The 21822-nt window shown below is 27.8% G+C and carries 27 protein-coding genes; 26 read left to right on the forward strand and 1 reads right to left on the reverse strand.

Annotation, left to right across the window (positions count from 1 at the left end; all coding sequences use genetic code 11):
* Positions 1-6 precede the first annotated feature (6 nt).
* From QP548_RS01655 to QP548_RS01720, 14 genes are all read left to right on the forward strand, one after another.
* A complete protein-coding gene (locus QP548_RS01655) occupies positions 7-1368 on the forward strand; it encodes a UDP-N-acetylmuramoyl-tripeptide--D-alanyl-D-alanine ligase (protein ID WP_061428876.1) in 1362 nt (453 codons plus the stop codon).
* 49 nt (positions 1369-1417) lie between these two features.
* Complete coding sequence (gene mraY / locus QP548_RS01660) at positions 1418-2389, forward strand: phospho-N-acetylmuramoyl-pentapeptide-transferase (protein ID WP_061428875.1); 972 nt, start codon at positions 1418-1420, stop codon at positions 2387-2389.
* Positions 2390-2416: 27 nt separating this feature from the next.
* Entirely contained in the window at positions 2417-3541 is a 1125-nt protein-coding gene (gene spoVE / locus QP548_RS01665) for a stage V sporulation protein E (protein WP_061428874.1), read from the forward strand.
* Positions 3542-3699: 158 nt separating this feature from the next.
* The gene (locus QP548_RS01670; protein ID WP_061428873.1) at positions 3700-4446 is read left to right on the forward strand and encodes a cell division protein FtsQ/DivIB; all 747 of its coding nucleotides are present in this window, start codon (positions 3700-3702) and stop codon (positions 4444-4446) included.
* Between the two features lie 13 nt (positions 4447-4459).
* Entirely contained in the window at positions 4460-5176 is a 717-nt protein-coding gene (locus tag QP548_RS01675; protein ID WP_003451626.1) for a DUF881 domain-containing protein, read from the forward strand.
* 12 nt (positions 5177-5188) lie between these two features.
* Positions 5189-5527, forward strand: a complete 339-nt coding sequence (locus tag QP548_RS01680; protein ID WP_060670842.1) for a small basic family protein — start codon at positions 5189-5191, stop codon at positions 5525-5527.
* Between the two features lie 12 nt (positions 5528-5539).
* Positions 5540-6271 carry a DUF881 domain-containing protein gene (locus QP548_RS01685; protein WP_061428872.1) on the forward strand — a complete coding sequence of 244 codons (732 nt, stop codon included), beginning with the start codon at positions 5540-5542 and terminating at the stop codon, positions 6269-6271.
* A gap of 99 nt (positions 6272-6370) precedes the next feature.
* Entirely contained in the window at positions 6371-7030 is a 660-nt protein-coding gene (locus QP548_RS01690; RefSeq protein WP_061428871.1) for a YggS family pyridoxal phosphate-dependent enzyme, read from the forward strand.
* Between the two features lie 18 nt (positions 7031-7048).
* Positions 7049-7498, forward strand: a complete 450-nt coding sequence (locus tag QP548_RS01695; protein WP_061428870.1) for a cell division protein SepF — start codon at positions 7049-7051, stop codon at positions 7496-7498.
* Position 7499: 1 nt separating this feature from the next.
* Entirely contained in the window at positions 7500-8261 is a 762-nt protein-coding gene (locus QP548_RS01700; RefSeq protein WP_061428869.1) for an RNA-binding protein, read from the forward strand.
* 12 nt (positions 8262-8273) lie between these two features.
* Positions 8274-8900, forward strand: coding sequence for a DivIVA domain-containing protein (locus QP548_RS01705; RefSeq protein ID WP_003451394.1), 627 nt, complete (start codon positions 8274-8276; stop codon positions 8898-8900).
* A gap of 137 nt (positions 8901-9037) precedes the next feature.
* On the forward strand, positions 9038-9958 hold the full coding sequence (locus QP548_RS01710; RefSeq protein WP_061428868.1) for an RluA family pseudouridine synthase: 921 nt from the start codon (positions 9038-9040) through the stop codon (positions 9956-9958).
* A 3-nt stretch (positions 9959-9961) separates the two neighbouring features.
* Positions 9962-10498: a bifunctional pyr operon transcriptional regulator/uracil phosphoribosyltransferase PyrR gene (pyrR, locus tag QP548_RS01715; RefSeq protein ID WP_061428867.1), complete on the forward strand. Its 537-nt coding sequence runs from the start codon at positions 9962-9964 to the stop codon at positions 10496-10498.
* A 19-nt stretch (positions 10499-10517) separates the two neighbouring features.
* Positions 10518-11645, forward strand: coding sequence for a THUMP domain-containing class I SAM-dependent RNA methyltransferase (locus tag QP548_RS01720; protein WP_003451545.1), 1128 nt, complete (start codon positions 10518-10520; stop codon positions 11643-11645).
* 110 nt (positions 11646-11755) lie between these two features.
* Here QP548_RS01720 and QP548_RS01725 read toward each other — a convergent pair whose 3' ends face one another.
* Complete coding sequence (locus QP548_RS01725; RefSeq protein WP_061428866.1) at positions 11756-13483, reverse strand: Rqc2 family fibronectin-binding protein; 1728 nt, start codon at positions 13481-13483, stop codon at positions 11756-11758.
* 91 nt (positions 13484-13574) lie between these two features.
* Between QP548_RS01725 and dapF the strand changes: the two genes are divergently transcribed.
* The 12 genes from dapF (at position 13575) to efp (ending at position 21768) form a co-directional block, all read left to right on the forward strand.
* Positions 13575-14393 carry a diaminopimelate epimerase gene (dapF, locus tag QP548_RS01730; RefSeq protein ID WP_003458678.1) on the forward strand — a complete coding sequence of 273 codons (819 nt, stop codon included), beginning with the start codon at positions 13575-13577 and terminating at the stop codon, positions 14391-14393.
* Positions 14394-14409: 16 nt separating this feature from the next.
* On the forward strand, positions 14410-15441 hold the full coding sequence (locus tag QP548_RS01735) for a hypothetical protein (RefSeq protein ID WP_061428865.1): 1032 nt from the start codon (positions 14410-14412) through the stop codon (positions 15439-15441).
* A gap of 99 nt (positions 15442-15540) precedes the next feature.
* Positions 15541-16929: a GspE/PulE family protein gene (locus tag QP548_RS01740; RefSeq protein WP_061428864.1), complete on the forward strand. Its 1389-nt coding sequence runs from the start codon at positions 15541-15543 to the stop codon at positions 16927-16929.
* Entirely contained in the window at positions 16916-17935 is a 1020-nt protein-coding gene (locus QP548_RS01745; RefSeq protein ID WP_061428863.1) for a type II secretion system F family protein, read from the forward strand. The genes QP548_RS01740 and QP548_RS01745 overlap by 14 nt, the downstream gene beginning before the upstream one ends.
* Positions 17928-18356: a pilus assembly FimT family protein gene (locus QP548_RS01750; protein ID WP_061428862.1), complete on the forward strand. Its 429-nt coding sequence runs from the start codon at positions 17928-17930 to the stop codon at positions 18354-18356. Before QP548_RS01745 ends, QP548_RS01750 begins: the two co-directional genes overlap by 8 nt.
* Before the next feature lie 19 nt (positions 18357-18375).
* Positions 18376-18888 carry a hypothetical protein gene (locus tag QP548_RS01755; RefSeq protein ID WP_061428861.1) on the forward strand — a complete coding sequence of 171 codons (513 nt, stop codon included), beginning with the start codon at positions 18376-18378 and terminating at the stop codon, positions 18886-18888.
* Positions 18889-19022: 134 nt separating this feature from the next.
* Complete coding sequence (locus QP548_RS01760) at positions 19023-19313, forward strand: hypothetical protein (RefSeq protein WP_061429454.1); 291 nt, start codon at positions 19023-19025, stop codon at positions 19311-19313.
* Between the two features lie 46 nt (positions 19314-19359).
* Entirely contained in the window at positions 19360-19710 is a 351-nt protein-coding gene (locus QP548_RS01765) for a hypothetical protein (protein ID WP_061429453.1), read from the forward strand.
* A complete protein-coding gene (locus QP548_RS01770; RefSeq protein ID WP_061428860.1) occupies positions 19685-20296 on the forward strand; it encodes a hypothetical protein in 612 nt (203 codons plus the stop codon). Before QP548_RS01765 ends, QP548_RS01770 begins: the two co-directional genes overlap by 26 nt.
* The gene (locus tag QP548_RS01775) at positions 20256-20696 is read left to right on the forward strand and encodes a hypothetical protein (protein ID WP_061428859.1); all 441 of its coding nucleotides are present in this window, start codon (positions 20256-20258) and stop codon (positions 20694-20696) included. Before QP548_RS01770 ends, QP548_RS01775 begins: the two co-directional genes overlap by 41 nt.
* Positions 20693-21040 (forward strand): hypothetical protein, encoded by a 348-nt coding sequence (locus QP548_RS01780; protein ID WP_061428858.1) that lies wholly within the window; start codon positions 20693-20695, stop codon positions 21038-21040. The genes QP548_RS01775 and QP548_RS01780 overlap by 4 nt, the downstream gene beginning before the upstream one ends.
* Before the next feature lie 170 nt (positions 21041-21210).
* The gene (gene efp / locus QP548_RS01785; RefSeq protein ID WP_003451649.1) at positions 21211-21768 is read left to right on the forward strand and encodes an elongation factor P; all 558 of its coding nucleotides are present in this window, start codon (positions 21211-21213) and stop codon (positions 21766-21768) included.
* Positions 21769-21822 lie beyond the last annotated feature (54 nt).

The following is a 21822-nucleotide window of genomic DNA, read 5'->3' on the forward strand; positions in this document are numbered from 1 at the left end:
TAAAGAATGCTAGAGTTAAATTTACAAGAGATTGTAAAAGCTACTAAGGGAGCTTTATTAAAAGAAGCTGATGTGAAAGAAATAAAGGCTGTATCAACAGATACAAGAAAAATAGAAGAAGGAACTATGTTCATTGCCTTAAAAGGTGAAAATTTTAATGGAAATAACTATGTTTTAGATGCATTTAATAAAGGTGCTAAAATTGCTATAGTTGATGAAGTTAAATGTGACTTAAATGAGTTAAAAGAGGATGTGGCTTTAATTAAGGTTCAAAATACTGGAAGAGCCTTAATGGATTTAGCTAAGTTTTATAGAGAAAAATTAGGATTAAAGGTTGTTGGTATTACTGGTTCAGCAGGAAAGACATCTACTAAGGATTTAGTGGCTGCTGTTTTAAGTGATAAATATAAAGTTTTTAAAACAAAGGGAAACTTTAATAACGAAATAGGATTACCTCTAATGATATTAGAATTAGATAGCACATATGATGTGGCTATTTTAGAAATGGGAATGAGAGGTCTTGGACAAATTAGAGAGCTTGCAGAAATAGCATCACCTGATTTAGGTATTATAACTAATATAGGTATTTCTCACATAGAAATATTAAAAACTAGAGAAAACATATTAAAAGCTAAGATGGAAATAGCAACTTTCTTTGATAAAAATAATACTCTTATTGTTTGTGGAAATGATGACTTTTTAGGAGATTTACCTAGTGCTGAATATAAAATAGTTAAAACTGGAGTTGGAGAAAATTTTGAAATAGGAGCTAAAAATATAGCTTTAGAAGAACTTTCATCTAAATTTACAGTTTATGATGGAGAAAAAGAAGAAGAGTTTTCTTTAGATATGCCAGGAGAACATAATATAAGCAATCTTATGCTAGGAATTGCTATAGCAAAAGAATTAGCTGTTTCCTTTGAAGAAATGAAAAGGGGATTAAAAAATATTGAAGCTACTTCAATGAGATTAGAGCTTATAAAAAAAGATGGGTTTTCAATTTTAAATGATTGCTATAATTCAAGTCCAGTAGCTGTTAAATCAGCTATAGATGTTATGAAAAACATAGAAGGAAAGAGAAGAATAGCAGTTTTAGGGACAATGAGAGAACTAGGACATAAATCAGAGGAAGCTCATGAAGAAATAGGTAAATATGCAAAGGAAAATGGAATAGAAAAAGTACTTTGTTTTGGTGACTTCTCAGAAAATATTAAAGAAGGATATGGAGAAGGATGCACTGTATATGAAAATAAAGAAGAACTAATAAAGGATTTACTTAACATTATATGTGAGGGAGATATTATATTAGTTAAGGCATCTAGAAGTTTAAAATTTGAAGAAATAACTAAAGCATTATTAGAAAAGTAAATGGAACTAAGGAGGTGAAGCTGCTTAATAGTTTAAGTAGCAGAATTTTATGGAAATTTTAAAGTCAATGATAGATCCAAAGATAGTAATGGCAATAGTAATAAGTTTTATAGTAGCATCAATATTAGGACCTATTATAATTCCACTACTACATAAACTTAAATTTGGACAAAACATAAGACAAGAGGGACCAAAGAGTCACTTGAAAAAAGCAGGAACTCCAACTATAGGTGGATTAATATTTATTTTTGCAACTATTATAACAATGTTTATTATGGTTAGAAATCCAACAGATGAGGCTATGATAGCTTTATATTCCTTCGTAGGATTTGGTTTTGTAGGATTCTTAGATGACTTACTAAAGATAATCAAGAAGAAAAATGAAGGATTAACATCAGGACAAAAAATGATTTTATTATTAATCGTATCAGGATTTTTAACTTGGTATGCTTATAAATATATAGGAACTAGCATTAATATACCATTCTTAAATGGGCAAATTAACTTAGGATTATTCTATATACCAGCTGCAATGTTCTACTTTGCAGGGGTAACAAATGCGGTAAACTTAACAGATGGATTAGATGGATTAGCTACATCAGTTACTGTTTTAGTAACTACATTTTTAGGGATAATTAGTTATAATTTAGGACACATAAGTTTAGCAATATTCTGTGTTGCTTTAGCAGGTGCATTACTTGCCTTCTTAAGATTTAATGCATTCCCAGCTAGAGTATTTATGGGAGATACAGGTTCTCTTGCTTTAGGAGGAGCTGTAGCAATGGTGGCATTAATACTAAAAATGCCTTTAATACTAGTGTTAATAGGAATTATTTATGTAATAGAAACACTTTCAGTTATATTACAGGTTGCTTCATTCAAGCTTACAGGTAAGAGAATATTTAAAATGGCTCCTATACATCACCATTTTGAGCAACTAGGTTGGAGTGAGACAAAGATAGTTTCTGTATTTTCTATAATAACAGTAGTATTTTGCTTCATTGCCTTTGCTTCACTTTAGAAAATTCCTAAAATAGGAGGTTTTTAAATGAAGAAAAAAAAGACTACTAAAAAGAGTAATATTAACCCATTGGATTATGGACTTTTATATACAATAGTTATTTTATTAGCTATTGGGGTGGTCATGGTTTATAGTGCCAGTTCATATTTTGCTATGGTTAACTATAATGACAGTACAGCTTTTTTGAAAAAACAGGCTTTATTTGCAGTAATTGGTTTCATAGCTATGATATTTATATCAAGATGTGATTATCATAAACTTAAAAAATTAACAGGAATACTACTTATTATAACTCCTATATTATTAGTTGCTGTTTATGCATTCCCAGCAACAAAGGGAGCACAAAGATGGATAAAGTTAGGACCACTTTCTTTCCAACCATCAGAACTTGCAAAATATGCAGTAGTTATAATCTTAGCTCACATGATTACCAATAAGGGTGAGAAGATTAAGGAGTTTTGGAAGGGTATTGTTCCTTGCTTCGTAATAGGGGGAGGATTTGCAGCTCTTATACTTGCTCAGAAAAACCTTAGTATAGCAGCTGTAACTGGCTTTGTTACATTTATAATGGTTTTTGTTGCAGGAGCAAGAAAAAGATTTATGTTTGGAGTAATAACTCCAATAATTTTATTTGCAGGTTCATTCTTTACCTTATTTGAGGATTATAGAAGAAGAAGACTTTTAAACTTTATTAATCCTTGGAAAGATCCAGCTGGTGATGGATATCAGCTTATACAATCCTTTTATGCATTAGGAGCAGGAGGAGTTACAGGACTTGGAATAGGACAATCAAGACAAAAAACGCTATACATGCCAGAGCCACATAATGACTTTATATTTGCAATAATAGGAGAAGAATTAGGATTAATAGGATGTACAGTAGTAATATTATTATTTGTAATATTTGTTTATAGAGGAATAAAAATAGCAATGAGTGCCAAAGATGAATATGGAACCTTATTAGCAGTAGGAATTACTTCAATTATAGGATTACAAGCTATAATTAATATTGCCGTTGTAACAGGCTCAATGCCAGTTACAGGAGTTCCACTTCCATTTATAAGTTATGGAGGAACTGCACTAGTGTTTAACTTAATGGCTATGGGAATTCTTCTTAATATATCAAGACAAAGAAATAAAAAGATTGATTAAAGGCGTTTTATACGCCTTTATTTTTTATTGAATTGTATGTAGAATTTTAATAGTAATTTTTTTACTATTAGTAATATTTTCTTAAAAACTTAATGAAAAAAATCTAGTAAAATGATATTATTGTTATTGAAATGCAAAATAAAGAAATAAGGAGTACTATGGATACGAACATAAATGAATATATACAAAAAAAGAAAAGAAAAAAGACAAGAAAGAAAATTATATTAATTAGTATAATACTTATTGTTATATTAGGACTAATTTTAATTAAAACACCTTATTTTAATATAAAAAAGGTTAATGTTAATAATAATAATGTTATAACTAAGGAGAGTTTAATAGGAGAAAATGATATTTTAAATCAAAATATATTCTTGATTAATACTTCCGCTTTGAAGAAAAAAATATTAAGTAACCCATATGTAAAAAGTGTTAAAATATCAAGAAAGCTTCCAGATCAATTAAGTATAAATATAGTTGAAAGAAATGCTACATTTATTGTTAATGACGGTGCTGATTTTTATGTTTTAAATGAAAATTTAGTTATAATGGAAAAGAAAAATTCAGCTGAAGGTCTAGAATTGCCTACAGTAACTGGGTTAACTGTAGAAAATAGATTTTTAGGGGAACCTATGAGTACAGATAAGGATAAAGTTGAAGTTTTAAAAGAGATTGGAGAGGCTTTAAACAAAAGCAAAATAAAGGTAAACTCTGTAGATATATCTAACCTTAATAATATTGTTATAAATAAGGGTGAGGTTCAAATACTTTTAGGAAATTCAGATGAATTAAGTGATAAGTTAACTAAGATGGTTAATATATTAAATGATCCAGCAGGAAATTTTGAAAAGGGATATATAAACATAAGCTTTAATGGGAATCCTGTAATATATAAAGAAAAGTAAGGAGGAGTGCTTTTTGAAGAAGTTGTCTTCACAAATTATTATAGGTATAGTTTGTGCTTTGTTAGGGTTTTTATTAACCTACCAATTTAAAATTATAAATAATAAAGAGAAAAACATAATAGAAAATTATAACCAAAATGACATAATGGCAGAAATAGACGGTCTTAAGAAAGAGAAAGAAGAGCTTCAAAAGAATAATGATTCTTTAAATAAGAGGCTTAAAGAAATGGAGGATGCAGCAGCATCTAAAGGGGATGTAAATAATAAAATAAAAGAGCAATTAGATAAAACAAGAATGATTTTGGGAACTGAAGAGGTTAAGGGTCCAGGAATAATTTTATCCATAACACCTAAATCTCCATTGCTTACTTCAAAGGATCCTGAATATATAAGTGAAAAGGAGATAATTCATATATTAAACTTATTAGCTTTCTCAGGGGCAGAAGCTATTGCAGTTAATGATATTAGAATAACTCCTCAGACAGGAATAAAGAATGCTAGTAACTTTATATGGATAGGAAATAATGAAAGAATTTCTCCAAAGGAGAAGTTGACAATAAAAGTTATTGGTAATCAAGATAACTTAATAAAAGGAATTGATTTCCCAGGGGAAATGGACTATGGAGTATTAGGAGGTAATTATGATTATAAATATGAGAAAAAAGATTCAATTACAATACCTAAGACTACTCAAAACCTATCTTCTGAATATTTAAAAAAGGTTGATTAGGAAGGTGATTGAATGATAGTATTTATTGGGCTTTTAGTAGGTATAATAATAGGAGTTATATTTCCAGGAAGTATACCAGATAAGTTTTCCCCATATTTATCTATAGCCATAGTTGCATGCTTAGACTCTGTTTTTGGAGCTATAAAGGCTAGTTTAAAGAAGGAATTTCAAGCTGATGTTTTTATATCAGGATTCTTTGGAAATGCAGCTTTAGCAGCTTTATTAGCATATCTAGGTGATAAACTTGGTATACCACTATACTTTGCAGCTGTAATAGTATTTGGTAGCAGAATATTTAATAACTTTGCAGCTATAAGAAGGATATTATTAGAGAAAAGCAAAGAACGATAAAGAGGTGATGCTTTGAAAAATAGAGAATTTACTATTTTTATATTTACAGCTTCCGTTATAGTTGGACTTTTAATATCTATGAATATAAGTTTTGATGGAATAGAAACTACAAAGGTGTTAAATGCTAAAGAGTATCAAGAGGCATATAATAAACGTAACAATCTTTATAATGAAATATCAAAGTTAAAGGAAAATAATAGGGAATTACAAAAGAAGATAAATAATTATTCAAAGAATGATGATGATAACAATAAAATTTCAAGGGATATGATAGAAGAGTTAAATAATAATTTAATGCTTTCTGGATTAGAAGAGGCTAAAGGACCAGGTTTAAAAATAGTTTTAGAGGATGGTGGAGAAGCTTTTAGTGGAGAAGTAGTTGATGATTTCATGAGACTTTTAAGAACTATTCATGATGATGATATGATAAAAGTTATAAATGAACTTAAAGCTGCAGGAGCAGAGGCAATATCTATAAATAACCAAAGAATAATATATAATACAGAGATATATTGTGGAGGACAGTTTTTACGAATGAATGGAGTTAAAATACCAGCTCCATTTTATGTTAATGCTATAGGTGATCCTGAAAAAATGGAGAATCAAATTATGAGAGACGGAAGTTATATTAAAACTCTTATGAATAGAGGAATAAAGGTTCAAATAACTAAGAGTGACGACATTACTATGCCAGAATATATAAGTGATATGAATTCTAAGTATATGGAACCTAATACAAAGTAAAAGAACTATGTTTTGTAAAAAATTTGTACAAAAAAGAAGGATTTTCTATTCCTATAAAGAAGAATATAATGTAATATATAATTAAAGGAGACAGTAAAAGTGGATATAAAAGAAAATTTAACAAAATTTACAGAAAAAATTCCAAGTAACGTTCAACTTATTGCTGTATCTAAAACAAGAACTATTGAAGAAATGGAAGAGGCCTATGAATTTGGTATTAGAAAATTTGGTGAAAATAAGGTTCAAGAAATAATAAGAAAATTTGATGAGTTTCACCAAGATGTAGAATGGCATTTAATAGGACATCTTCAAACTAATAAGGTGAAGTATATAGTTGATAAAGTTCATCTTATACAATCATTAGATAGTATTAAATTATTAAAAGAAATAGAAAAGGTATATGGTAAACATAATAAAATTGCCAATACTTTAATTCAAGTTAACATAGGAAGAGAAGAACAAAAGTATGGTATCTTGGAAGAAGAGTTAGATGAACTTATAGAAGCTATAGAAGCTTGTAACAATGTTAATGTTTTAGGTATTATGACTATAATTCCAAAGGGAACAGAAGAAGAATGTAGAAAGTATTTCAGTAAAACTCATAAGCTTTTTTGTGAATTAAAAGATAAAAAGTTTAAGAATATAAAAATGGAGATACTTTCAATGGGAATGTCAGGTGACTATGAAGTTGCCATTGAAGAAGGAAGCAATATGGTTAGAATTGGCCAAGGAATTTTTGGCAAAAGATTATATAAATAGAATTAGGAGGATATGTGTATGTCAAAAGTAGTTAGTAAAATGAAAAGTTTTTTAGGGTTTGATGAATTCGAAGATGAAGATGAAGTAATGGAAGAAGAAGAGGTAATGGAGGAAGAAGAATCATTTGCTCCAGTATTATCTTCTAAGAAAAGTGGTAAGGTTGTAAATATTCATACAGCTAATACAGCTAAATTAATGATAACTAAACCATTAGTTTATGATGATGCAACTGAAATCTGTACTGCATTAAAAAATAGAAAGATTGTTGTTATAAACACAACTTCATTAGAGCTTAGAACAGCTCAAAGATTAATAGACTTCGTTGGTGGAGCTTGCTATGCATTATGTGGAGAACTTCAAGAAGTTGAAAAAGGAGTATTTATAGTATCACCTTCAAATGTTGAAGTAAGTAATGAATTAAAGAGTGAATTAAGCAACAAAGGAATGTTCAACTGGGCTTCAAAATAATATGAATAAAAAAGATTTTATAAATTTATTAAATTTAGAAGAGTTTGAAGCATTAAAACTCTTTGAGAGATTTAATTTAGCTAGGACAAAAAATATTTCAGTATTTACTGATGAGTTTTATACTCCAGATGTATGGAGCACTCTTCAAGAAATGAATTTATTTGATGTAAATGTTGAAAGTTTTGGATTTTTTGAGGATGGAGAAAGAAGAGTAATAGCCTTTAATAAGGAAGAATATGATTTGTTTCCAATAAGTCTTTTAAGGATTCAATGCAATACTAAATTTTCAAAATTAGAGCACAAGGACTATTTAGGATCTATTATGGCTTTAGGCATAAATAGAAATAAAATAGGTGATTTAATTTTAAGAGATGATGGATGCTATGTTGCTGTTCATCATAGTATAATTGACTTTTTAATTAATAATTTAAATAAAATAAGAAATCTTAATTGTAAATGTGAAGTAATTTATGATTTAGATGAAATACCTAAACCTAGCTATGAAGAAAAAAATATAATAGTAACTTCTAAAAGGTTAGATTGTATAGTTGCAGCCTTGGGGAACATATCAAGAAGTAAAGCTTTAGATGCTATAAATTCAGGAAGTGTTCTTCTAGACTATAGAATAACAAAAGATAAAAGCAAAGAAGTTTCAGAAGATTCAAGACTTACCATAAGAGGTATTGGAAAGTTTAAAATAAGTAATATTTTTGGGACAACGAAGAGTGGTAGATTAAAATTGACAGTATTTAAGTATACATAGGAGTGTGATTATATGAAATTAACCCCAATGGATATTAACAACAAGGAGTTCAAAAGGGTTTTAAGAGGTTATTGTCCAGAGGAAGTAGATGAATTCTTAGACCAAATAGTCGAAGAATATGAGATTCTTTTTAAAGAAAACACTGCTTTAAAAGAGAAACTTGAAAATTCTAACGATAAGATAGAGCACTATAGTAAAATTGAGAATACAATTCAAAATACTTTATTATTAGCTCAAAATACAGCTGAGCAAGCAAAAGCTAATGCTCAAAAGGAAGCCGATGTAATAATCAAGAGCGCTAATGACACAGCTCAAAGAATATTAGATAAGGCTCACAATGATGTTATACAAATCAATGATGAGTATGACAGAGTTAAACAAGAGTTTACAAAGTTTAGAGCTAAGTTTAGAAGCTTTATGAACTTCCAAATAGATACTTTTGATGATTTAGAGAAAGATTTTATTAAGAATTTTAACATAACTAAGCCAGAGGATCAAACTGAAACAGAAGAACCACAAGGAATACAGATTGATTTTGAAGAAGAGAAAGAAGAAAAAACTGAGCTTAAAGACATCTATGAAGTGGAAACACATTTTGATGATGTAAATGAAATTAAAAGCTTCTTTGCTGAAGAGTAAAGAGCTATTAAAAAATCTCACTTTGATTAAGGTGAGATTTTTCTTTTTGTTTAATTAATTGTTGAAATTTAATATTTTATTATATAATATTTAAGATATAGCTTTAAATATTTACTTTAGAATGGAGCAAATAAACTATGAGTTTAAGTAAAGAAGTAATAAAAATAACTGAAGAAGAAAAAGGAATAAGAGCAGATAAGTTTTTAGCTCTTAAAATAGATGGAGTTTCAAGAAACTTTATTCAAGGGCTTTTTGATGATGGAAAAATTTTAATTAATGGAAAAGCAGAAAAGGGAAAATATAAGCTTTCAGTTGGAGATTGCGTTGAGGTAGAAATACCAGAACCAGAGGAATTAAAAGTTGAAGCTGAGGATATCCCATTAAATATAGTTTATGAAGATGAAGATGTGATAGTAGTTAATAAACCAAAGGGCATGGTAGTTCACCCTGCACCAGGAAATTATACTGGAACTTTAGTTAATGCATTATTACATCATTGTGATGATTTATCAGGAATAAACGGGGTTATAAGACCTGGAATAGTACACAGAATAGATAAAGATACTTCTGGAATATTAGTTGTTGCAAAAAATGATAATGCTCATCAAAAACTAGCAGAACAATTTAAAGATCATAGTATAAAAAGAGAATACTATGCTATTGTTGAGGGAAGATTTAAAAAAGAAGGTGGCACAATTGATGCACCTTTAGGAAGACACCATAGAGATAGATTAAAGTATGCTGTGGTTAAAGATGGAAAGAGAGCAGTTACTCATTATGAAGTTCTTAAGGTATTTAATTCATGTTCCCTTGTTAAATGTACTTTAGAAACAGGAAGAACACATCAGATAAGAGTTCATATGGCCTTTATAGGGCATCCATTACTTGGAGATACTGTTTATGGCTTAAAGAAACAAAAGAAATTAAGTCAAGAGGGGCAAGTTCTTCATGCTAAAACATTAGGATTTATTCATCCTACTACTGGAAAATATGTTGAATTTGACTCAGAATTGCCAGAGTACTTTGAAAAAATTGTAGAAAAATTAGGAGGGTGTTAGAATATGCATCTTAAGGCAAGTTTATTAGATGAAAATGCTATAAGAAGAGCACTTACAAGACTTTCACATGAGATAATAGAAAAGAACAAAGGGGTAGAGGATATAGTTCTTGTTGGAATTAAAAGAAGAGGATATCCTTTAGCAGAGAGACTTTCAGAGTTTATAGAAAAGTTTGAAGGAGTTAAAATTCCTGTTGCTAGTGTTGACATAACATTATACAGAGATGATTTAACTAATGTTAGTGATACACCAAATTTAAATGATCCTAAAATAGATGTGGATATAAGAGGAAAAAAGGTTATTATAGTTGATGACGTTTTATATACTTGTAGAACAGTTAGGGCAGCTATTGATGCAATAATGGATCAAGGAAGACCGGAATTTATACAGTTAGCTGTTTTAGTAGATAGAGGACACAAGGAATTACCAATAAGAGCTGACTATGTTGGAAAGAATATCCCTACATCAAAGGATGAAATAATAAAGGTTCAAATCAAAGAGATTGATGGAACTGATTCAGTTGAAATATATGAAAATTAAAACTAAGGAGTAAATTTTTATGGATTATAATTTAATAGCCACTGCAACTTTTGGCTTAGAGGCTGTTGTTGCAAAGGAATTAAAAGAGTTAGGATATGAAGACCTAAAAACTGAAAATGGAAGAGTTCATTTTGAAGGGGATGAAATGGATATTGCCATAACAAACCTTTGGCTTAGAACTGCAGATAGAGTTTTAATAAAAGTAGCTGAATTTAAAGCAGAAAGCTTTGAAGAGTTATTTAATAAAACTGTAGAGATTGATTGGAGTAAGTATATACCTGTAGATGGTAAGATGCACGTTGTTGGTAAATCTGTTAAGTCAAAACTTTTTAGTGTTCCAGACTGCCAGTCAATAGTTAAAAAAGCCGTAGTTAAGAGCATGAGCAGAAGTTATGGTCAAGATTGGTTCACAGAAGATGGTCCAGTTTATAAAATAGAAGTTGGACTTTTAAAAGATGTGGTTACCTTAACAATAGATACATCAGGAGAGGGATTACACAAAAGAGGATATAGAGAACACTCAGGGCAAGCTCCCCTTAAGGAAACACTAGCTGCAGCTATGGTTTTACTTTCAAAGTGGAGAGGAGAGCAAACTCTTATAGACCCATGTTGTGGATCAGGAACAATACTAATAGAAGCTGCTATGATAGCTAAAAACATAGCTCCAGGATTACATAGAAAATTCGTTTCTGAAACTTGGCCTTCAATGGATAAGGAAATTTGGGATCAAGTTAGAGAAGGAGCAGAGAAATCTATAAAGAAAATTCCTTTAGATATAACTGGTTATGATATAGATAGTTGGGTATTAAGTACAGCTAAAAATAACGTAAGAAAAGCAGGATTAACTGATTGTATAACTATAGAAAAAAGAAACTTCTTTGATTTTTCAACTAAGAAAAAGTATGGATATATGATTACAAATCCACCATATGGTGAGAGAATAGGTGAAAAAGAAATAGTTTCAAAATTAAATAAACACTTTGGAGAAGTTAAAGAGAAGTTAGATACTTGGGATTTTAACATTCTAACAGCATGTCCAGATTTCCAAAAAGAGTTTGGTAGAAAAGCTACTAAAAACAGAAAGCTTTACAATGGTAGACTTTTATGCTACTACTATCAATATTTAGATAATAATTTAAAGAAGTAATTTAAAAAGAATATAATATATAAAAAGTTACAAATAGAATGAAAAGATAACTGTATAAATTATTAGTTTAGTACAGAAGTTAGTAGAATCTATTTGTAACTTTTATTTTATTACTTAAGTTTTTCTAAATTTATTTCTTTTGGTGAATCCATATAAACTGTCTTGTTAGTTGAATAGATTACCATTCCAGGTTTAGAACCAGAAGGTTTCTTTACATTTTTAACTAAAGTATAGTCTACAGGAATTTTAGTGCCACCTTTTCCTTTACTATAGAAAACAGCTAAGTTAGCAGCTTCTTCTAAAGTTTTGTCAGGAATATTTGAACTTTTAACAATTACGTGAGAACCAGGTATGTCCTTAGTATGAAGCCAAGTATCATTCTTGTCAGCAAACTTTAAAGTTAAATAATCATTTTGAATATTATTTTTACCAACATAAATATCTATTCCATCAGAAGAAACATAGTGATAAGGCTTAGATTGTTTTTCTTTCTTTTTACCATTATTATTTCTTCTAAATCTTATATAGCCTGTTTCTATAAGTTCATTTTTTATAGCATCTATATCTTCATAGTTATCTGCAACCTGTATGCTTGATGAAACTGAATTTAAGTATTTAAGCTCATCTTCATTTATAGCTAATTGTTCTAAGGCAGATTCTTCAGCTTTTTTTAGTTTATTATATTTTTTAAAGTAAAATTGAATGTTTTCAGATGGTGTTTTATTTTCATCAAGTGAAATAGTTAGGTATTCTTCATTTTCACTATAATAATTTAAAAGGTCAACAGATTTATCTCCTTTTTTAATACTATAAATATAAGAGGTTAAAAGTTCACCTTTAATCTTAAATTCCTCTTTTTTATCACATTCTTCTAAGGTTTTTTCAAGAACCTTAATCTTTTTTAAACATCTGTCTATATTAGTATTAACTAATTTTTGAATATCTGCACTTTTTGCATGTAATCTATCTTGTTTATCCTTATTAGCAAAAAAGGCATCTAAAAGTTCACTACTATTATCATAAACTTCTTTAGTACAATGGTCTAAAATAGATAAATCCTTAAAATAAAAATCTATAATTTTTTCATTCTTGTAGAATATAATATTTTGTATATCTTTAAATATGTTATTAAAGTAATTACATATAAAATTGAATATATCATCAAAAACATATGAATCTCCAAATTGTGATTTAAATAATGAATACATTTCAAGAGAAAGATTTTTACCAACACCAGTTAGTAGCTTTGAAAAAATCTTTTCATCCAATTCATTATTATTTTTGCTTAATTCTATCTTTAAATCTTCCTTTGAAAAGTCAAAAGGATTTAATTTTTCAGATGCAGGAGGGAATACATAGCTTACACCAGGATATAGAACTCTAAAACTATTTTTATTTGCAGTTATATGTTTTATTGATTCCATAATTTTATTATCTCTCTTCCTTACAAGAGAAATATTACTGTGTCTAGCCATTATTTCTACTACTAAAGTATATACACTATCAAAGCCCATTTCATCTTTATTTGCTATATCAATTGAAACAATTCTATCTGTAGATTGTTGATATATGTCAATTATTCTTCCACCTGTTAAATATTTTCTTAATACCATACAAAAAACAGGAGGTTGTAATGGATTATTCTTACTTATTGTAGTAAAATGTAATCTAGGGTATTTGGAACTAGAGGAAATTAGAAGTTTTTTATTTTCCTTTCCACGTACATTTATTATTATTTCATCCTTTTCAGGTTGATTTATTTTGTCAATTCTAGAATTTATTAATGAATCTTTTAATTCATTTATTAAGTTATATAAATAAATACCGTCTAAAGCCATGATTTTCTTTCCTTTCTAAATTGATTGAACTTACAGTTAGTATACATCTTATAATAAAAAGTATCAATAATAGGTAATTTGAGGTGATAATATGAAGTTTTCAAAAATGCATGGAAATGGAAATGATTTTATAGTTATAGAAGATTTAAACAATGAGTATTTAGGTAAAGAGGGAGAAATTGCTCAAAAAATGTGCCATAGAAGATTTGGAATTGGTGCAGATGGGATTTTAATAGTTAGAAAGAATGAAAATTGTGATATAGAAATGGTAATAATAAATTCAGATGGATCTTATGCTGCTATGTGCGGAAATGGAATAAGATGTTTTGCTAAGTATGTCTACGAGAAGGGAATAGTAAAGAAAGATGTGCTAGATGTTTTAACAGGTGATGGAGTTAAAAGAATCTTTTTAGAAATTGAGAATGATAAGGTAAAAAGTATCAATGTAAATATGGGATTTGGAGACTTTAAACCAAAGAATATTCCAGCATTATGTGATGAAGAAATAATAGAAAAAAAAGTAAGTGTAGGAAATGGAAATTTTGAAATAACATCTTTACTTATGGGTGTTCCTCATACTATTATATTTGAGGAGGAAAAATATCCTATAGAATGTGGTAGGGACATAGAAAAGTATGAGTTATTTCCTCAAGGAACAAATGTTAACTTCTGCAAAGTAATTGATAGAAATACAATGGAAGTTAGAACTTGGGAAAGAGGTGCAGGCCCAACCTTAGCATGTGGAACAGGAAATTGTGCTTCAGTTATAGCTGCTAATAAATTAGGGCTTGTAGATAAAGAAGTAAAGGTAATAGTTCCTGGTGGAGAATTAAAAGTTAATATTGAAGATGATGGAGTAAAAATGATAGGTAATGCGTCATTTATTTGTGATGGCACATATTTATTTTAGAGAGGGAAGTAAGTAAATGAGGAAAGCTGCTGCTTTAAGTTTATTAGTATTAGTTATTTTATCAACAACCCTTGCGGGATGTAATTTCGGTAAAGGGTCTAATGAAGAAGACAGTAAGGGAACAAACTTAAAACTTCCTTGTAGTATTGTGTCTACAATTTCAGGGGAAGATGTTTTGTATTACGAAATAGAAGGGGATTCACTAAAAAAACTTGATTTAGATCTTAAGGGTCATATGGAAGTTTATAGTGAGGAATTAGGTTTAGCTGTTTATAGGGAATTTGCTGATAAGGGAACAAACTTAATAATAACTAATGGAGTTAAGGAACATAAGATATCAGTAGAGGGAAATATAGAAGAATTAATTATTAGTCCAAAGGGAACTAAACTTCTATATAGATATAGTTCTGGGGATAAAATAGGATACAAGATTTTAGACTTACAAGATTTTAAGGAATTTGATTTTAATGAGAATTTAGCTATTTCAGGGGAGAATGTTAAATTTATTAATGAGGATCAATTAATTCTATATGGTGTTGACCTAGAAAAAAGACAAAGTGGGTTATATATCTATAATATTAAGGATGGAAGCTATACTTTAGAGAAGCAAATAGTTAAGGCTTTTATAGATTATATTGATTTAGTTGAAGATCAAGTTGTTTTATATACTCAAAGCAGTATTGATGGCAAGAAAGATTGCTATATATATAATTTGGAGAATAAAAAAGAATCTGTTATTTCAAATGAGGTTGGAGAAATAGAATCTTTATGTAAAATAGGAAATGTAGTGTATTTTATTGGTACAAAGGGCGAAGGATTAAGAAGCTTGTATTCAATTGATATAACAAATAATAAACTTGATAGATTAGTATATGATTTTCCTAAAAATATATCAGAGAAATCAAATTTAATTGTTGTTGGAGAAAATATATATTTTCTTGGATTTAATGATAGCAAAGAAAAAAATGCACTATATAGATATAATCCAAAGGATAAGAGTATTAAACTTATAGATAGCAATAAAGGGCAGTATATTATTATAAAATAGTTAAAAGTTCTAGATTATTAAAAATTTTTAATAATCTAGAATTTTTTTTGTTTAAAAAAGAAATGCCTTGTCAATTATTACTGATGAGGAGGTTGATATATGAAATATACCATTAAAGATATAGATATGAAGCTAATGGAGAATATATCTAAGAATACAGCTTTAGAGATGAATTTAATTGCCTTAAAAGAAAGTTCAGGTAAGATATTTTTTTATACAAGCAAGGAAGAATCAAAGAAAAGGGAGTATTTATCCTTATTATTTAGAGAAAAAGAAATAAACTTTGTAATTGGAAATAAGGATGAAATAGAAATTTTAATTGAAGATTGTTATGGTGGAAAAAGTTTTTCTAAGGATAAATTTATTGAGGAAGAACTAATAAGTCTTATATCTTTAGGTATAGAAAAAAATACTAGTGATATTCATATTGAACCTTTAGAAGAATATTCTAACATTCGATTTAGAATAGATGGAACTTTAGTTTTAGTTAAGAGAATAAAGAAAAATCTTTATGAAAATTTAGTTAATAAGATAAAGTTAAAAGCTGATATGGATATAAGCGATAAATTAAGATGCCAAGATGGGAAGGTATCATTTGAAAATTATGGATATGATTGTGACTTAAGAATATCAAGTATTCCAAGTACCTTTGGTGAAAAGTTAGTTGTTAGAATTTTATATAAGAAAAATGAGTTTATGAATATTGATAATTTGAGTTTAATGGAAGAACAAAAGAATAAAATCAATAAACTTTTAAAACTAAAACATGGAATGGTAGTTATAAATGGTCCTACAGGAAGTGGAAAATCAACAACTCTATATGCATTGTTAAATTCAATGGATAAGGAAGGGATAAATATAAGTACCATAGAAGATCCCGTTGAGTTTACCATAGAAGGAATAACTCAGACAAATGTTAATGAGAAGGTTGGATTAACCTTTGCTAATGGATTAAAGCATATATTAAGACAGGACCCTGATGTTATATTAATTGGAGAAATAAGAGATGAGGAAACGGCTAAAATTGCCATAAGAGCTTCCATAACAGGGCATAAAGTATATTCAACAATACACGCTAACAGTGGTAATGAAGTTTTTAATAGATTATTAGATATGGGAGTAGAAGGATATTTAGTAAAGGAAGGAGTAAGTTCAATAATAACTCAAAGATTAGTAAGAAAAATTTGTGAAAAGTGCAAAGTGAAGATAGAGCTTAAAAATGAATTAGTTGAGAAATTAAAAGGGGAAGAGTTAAGTTTAAAAGCTTACTATAAAGGAACTGGATGTGAAATGTGTAATTGGACAGGTAATAATGGAAGAAAAGCAATTTGTGAAATTATATTTCAAAAAGAATATAAAAGTACAGAGGATATTACTTGGGGAGAAGAACTATTAAAGGCATGTTTTACCTTAGTTAAAAAGGGAGAGATATCTTTAGAAGAATATTATTTATTAAAGGAATGTGAGGGGTTAGATGTTTGGTTTTAAAGATGAAGCTTCATATATATGCTTAAATTTAAGCACATATGTAAAATCAGGAATGCCTATAGGACGATCATTAGACTTAATAAAGAATACCGTAAAAGATAAAAAATATAAAGAATCCCTAAGGAGAATTGAGAAAAAGGTTTTAAATGGAGAAGCTTTATCAAAGGCTTTTAAGGAGGAAGGCAACTTATATCCAGATTTAATGAAGGATATGATGAAGATTGGAGAAGAAAGTGGAAACTTAGAAGTGGTATTGGAAAAGTGTGCTAGAAATATATTAGCTGAAAAGGAAATAAAGAATAAAATTACTAAATCTCTTAGATATCCAGTTTCACTTCTTATAGGTTTAATTATTATGATTTTTGGTTATGTAACTTATATTTTGCCACAGTTTGTAGATATGTATGAGTTAAGGGAAATTGAAGATTCTAAAATTATGACTTTATTAAATAATTATATTAATTTTGTAGAAGAAAATCCTAATGTTGAAGTAATAGTTTTTTGTTATTTTTCCTGTGCCTTAATTTCACTTTATCTATTATTTAAAGTAATACCCTCTGAAAAAATCTTAGAAAAGATAGAAGTATACAGAATGTATTATGAAATTAGAATATTATTTTTAATAAGCATGATATTAAATAGTGGAATATCCTTAAATAATGCTTTAAGTGTCTTTGGAGAAAGTTTAAGTGATGTAAAGCTTAGAAAATATATTAAAAGCATAAATGAAGAATTAATAAAAGGGGCTACTTTAAGCAGTAGTATAGGAAAAATAAATGTTATTTCTCATGTATCAAAGGGATTTTTAATAACTGGAGAAGAAAGTGGATTGTTTACTAAAAATATTGAAGAGCTTTTAAAAATAAGAGAAAAAGATTTTCATAGGGTGCTAAACAAAACTGTTGGGAAAATAGAGCCAGCAATGTTTATTATATTAGGTTTTGTTATTTCAGCTATGATGCTTTTAGTTTTAATACCTACCTTTGAGGGAATGAAATATGTATAGGAAAAGAAAAGGATTTACCCTTAGTGAAGTAATAATATACCTAGCAATAACTTCTCTTATTTTAGCAATACCAACATCATTTATGATTATAAAAGATAGGGGTTACGAATTAAAAGTTGAAGGAGAAATAAGTAAGATTCATGATTTTTTAATGGAAGCAAAACAGTTGTCTAAGAAAGATAATTTATATGGCGAAATAATTTTTGATATATTAGACAATAAATTAATCTATGTAAATGCTCTTAGAACTACCTCTTTGAGGTTAAATGCAGTTAAAGTAAGTTTTAATAGAGATAATTTAATTACTATAAAGGAGACTGGGATGATTAGTATAGCTGGAACTATAACAATAATTGATAAAAATAATAAGCAAAGAGAAATAACCATAGTTCCAGGGATATGGAAAATTAATGTTAAGTGATTTATGAGGAAATATAGAGATGGAAGATAAGATATATATAAAGAAAGGGTATTTACTAGTAGATATGGTTTTAGCATTAGCATTAATATCAATACTTTTCTTAGGAATAGGAAAAAGTTATAGCACTTATATTAACAACAACTATTATATTAAAGAAAAAATAAAAGTAGCAGAAATTATTAGTTCTTTGGCTATGGAGCTAAAACACAATATATCCTTTGAAGATTTAAGAAGTATTAATAGTGGAAAATATAAACTAAGTAGTTTAAGGGTAAATGATTTAATAAATAATGATATTAAAGAATTTCTTGGAAAAAATTTAATCTTACATAATAAAAAGAGTGATGATTTAGGATGGACTATTAATATAAGTCACATTGATCAATATGAAAGTATTATTAATATAATTTATAAAAATGAAAAACCATATATACGTGAAAATAAGGAGGTGAAAATATACAAATTTTTAGAAAAATATCATCAAAAATTAGAAAATCCACCGCAAAAAGAAGAAGAAAAGCATATTTATTAATTGAACTATGTATTTATTTAGGTGCTTTAGGGATTATAACCTTAAGTTTAACAAAGAATTTGATTTTTTATGTTAAAGAGTATAAGAGGTTTATTCCAAAAGAGAAAGAATTAAACTACTTGTTGGATGCAGAAATGTACTTAAATCACAGATTTTGGGATAATATGGTTGAAGATATAAAGATAAATAAAGATGAAGACTATATTGGAGTTAAGTTTTGGAGAAAGGGTATTGTAGAAGAAAATAAAATAGAAAAGAAAGAAGATAAATTACATGTTTATTATATAAGTAGCGGAGAAAACCGTAATCATATATTAATAGAAAATGTTGAAGAATTTGATGTGGTAGAAAAGAAGAACTTATTTTATATAAAATTAAAGGTTAAAAATCAAGAGGAGAGGATCTATTGTTATGAAAAGGCGTAAGGGTTTTGTGTCTATAGAAGTTATGTTAGTTTCACTAATTTGTAGCATGATAGTTACTATACTTATGGATAATTCATTTCAAAGAAGAAAAGAACTTGATAGAAGTTTTAAAATAATAGGTTCTAATATAGATAAAAATAACTCAGAGGAACAGTTTTTAAAGTATATGTTAAAAGAAAATATTTTGAATAAGGATACTTTTCAAGAATTAAAATTTTCTTTGAATAATATGAAGGCTGAGTATAGTAAAAAAGCGAGAATTTTAAATATTAAAAATAAAGATAAAATAAGTGGACTTTCTAGGGATACTTACTATGAAATAAAGGTTATAAATGATGATATTATCTTGTCAAAAAGGGGAAATTATGAGTTTGTTAATAAAGACCTTAGTAATTAATGATACAAATGATATTTCGAAACTTAAGGAGTTAAAGGATAAGAGAGTAAAAATTATTCTTTTAAATGAAAAGATATTTATAGAAACACTTAGGGTGAATAAAAAGTGTAATATTGAAGAAAAAATAGAACAGCTTATAAAAGATAGATTTTTTAATTACACACCCTTAGTTCATTATGAGGTATTAAAATATAATAAAAGTTTATTCTTAATAGTGTATTTTATTGGATGTGATGAAAGATTTAAAAGTTTATTATATGAAAGAAAGGATTTTTCTTTATCATTTCCTGAACTTAAAAATAAGAATATATCAGTTTTTAATAAAGCTACTTTTGAATTTAAAAATTTTAAAATAAGCATTTATATAAAAGGTAAGCTAGTTTTATTAAAGAGTTTAAAAGATTTTAATATTATTGAAGTAATAGAGGAAAGTATTAAAAGTATAGAGAAAGATTTTAGGGTATCTGTAAAAGATTTTACTTTTAAAATTCAGAAAGAGTATTTAACAGAAGAATTAAGAGAATGGTTTAAAGGTTTAAAATTAAATGAGATTAGAGGTGAGGAGAATTTATATCAAAAAATATAAAAATTTTTTACCAATTGAATATGTAGAGGAGTATAACAGAAAAATAAAGAAAAAGCTAAATATATACATATTGTTTTTATTATTATTTAATCTATTTTTTTATGGGAAAATTAAGACTGAAAACAATAAAATAAAAAATTATTTAAGTGAAATAAAGGGAGTTAATAGGGAAAGATCTTTAGACAAGGAATTTTTAGAAGATATAAATAAGTTAAAGGAAATAATTAAAGATGAAAATATATTAAATTTAAATCTAGAGAGAAAAAGTTTTGAAGTAGAAGTTAATAGTATTTATAAAAATTCTCTTATTAATTATATTAAAAAAATTAATGGAAGAGTTTATGATATAAGTTTAAATGAATCTAATAATACTTATAGATTAAAAGGAGAATTAAGGTGAAAAAATTAAAATTAGATGTAACTTTAGCTACTATTTTTATAGTTATACTATTAGCACAAGGTATAGAGCTTTTTCAATTAAGAAATTATGAAATTCCAGTTTTAACAAACTCTATAGTAGAAATGGATTTAAATACAGTATTAAAAAATATAGAAAATAAGGATTGTACTGTTTTACAATTAGAATATAAAGAGGGATGGATAGGTAAAGTTTTATTTACAGGCTCTTTAGAGGATTTAAGTAATTATGTTAATTTATTAAAAAATAATAATATTAATATAAAAAATTACAAAATAGAAAAATCAGAAGAATTAAGGTGTTTTTTGGAGCTTAAGGTTGTATAGGCTTGTAAATTTAATGAAAATAATTGCATTTATTATTAGCTTTTGATAAAATATGATTGTTGTTTTACACTTTAAATAGTAAATAAGTAACAAGGTAACTCTAGAGGGTATTAATTTATCTTAAAGGGTTATAATATAAAATGAATTAATAGATTTTGGAGGGATACTTAATGATATCAGGAAGTGATTTAAGAAAAGGAACTACTTTTGAACTGGATGGACAAGTATACACAGTTATAGACTTCTTACACGTTAAACCAGGAAAAGGTGCTGCTTTCGTTAGAACTAAATTAAGAAACGTTATAATGGGTGGTGTTACAGACAGAACTTTCAACCCAACTGATAAATTACAAGAAGCTATAATCGAAAGAAAAGAAATGCAATACCTTTACTCAGATGGAGAATTATACTACTTCATGGATCAAGAGACTTTCGAGCAAATTCCTTTAAACCATGAAAAAGTTGAAGATGCTATAAAATTCTTAAAAGAAAACATGAACGCTGTAATCAAATTCTACAAAGGAGAAGCTTTCTCAGTAGAAGCTCCAAACTTTGTTGAGTTATTAATCACTGAGTGTGAGCCAAGTGTTAAAGGAAACACTGCTACTACAGCTATGAAAACTGCAGTTGTTGAAACTGGTGCAACAGTTATGGTTCCTATGTTCGTTGAAGAAGGAAACACTATAAGAATAGATACTAGAACTGGCGAGTACATGGAAAGAGTTTAATAAAAACTTGATTTAAATGTATTTAAGTCAAATTTATCTAGTGAATATAGATAA

The sequence above is a fragment of the Clostridium sp. UMB9555A genome, assembly GCF_030222355.1.
GTDB lineage: Bacteria > Bacillota > Clostridia > Clostridiales > Clostridiaceae > Sarcina > Sarcina perfringens.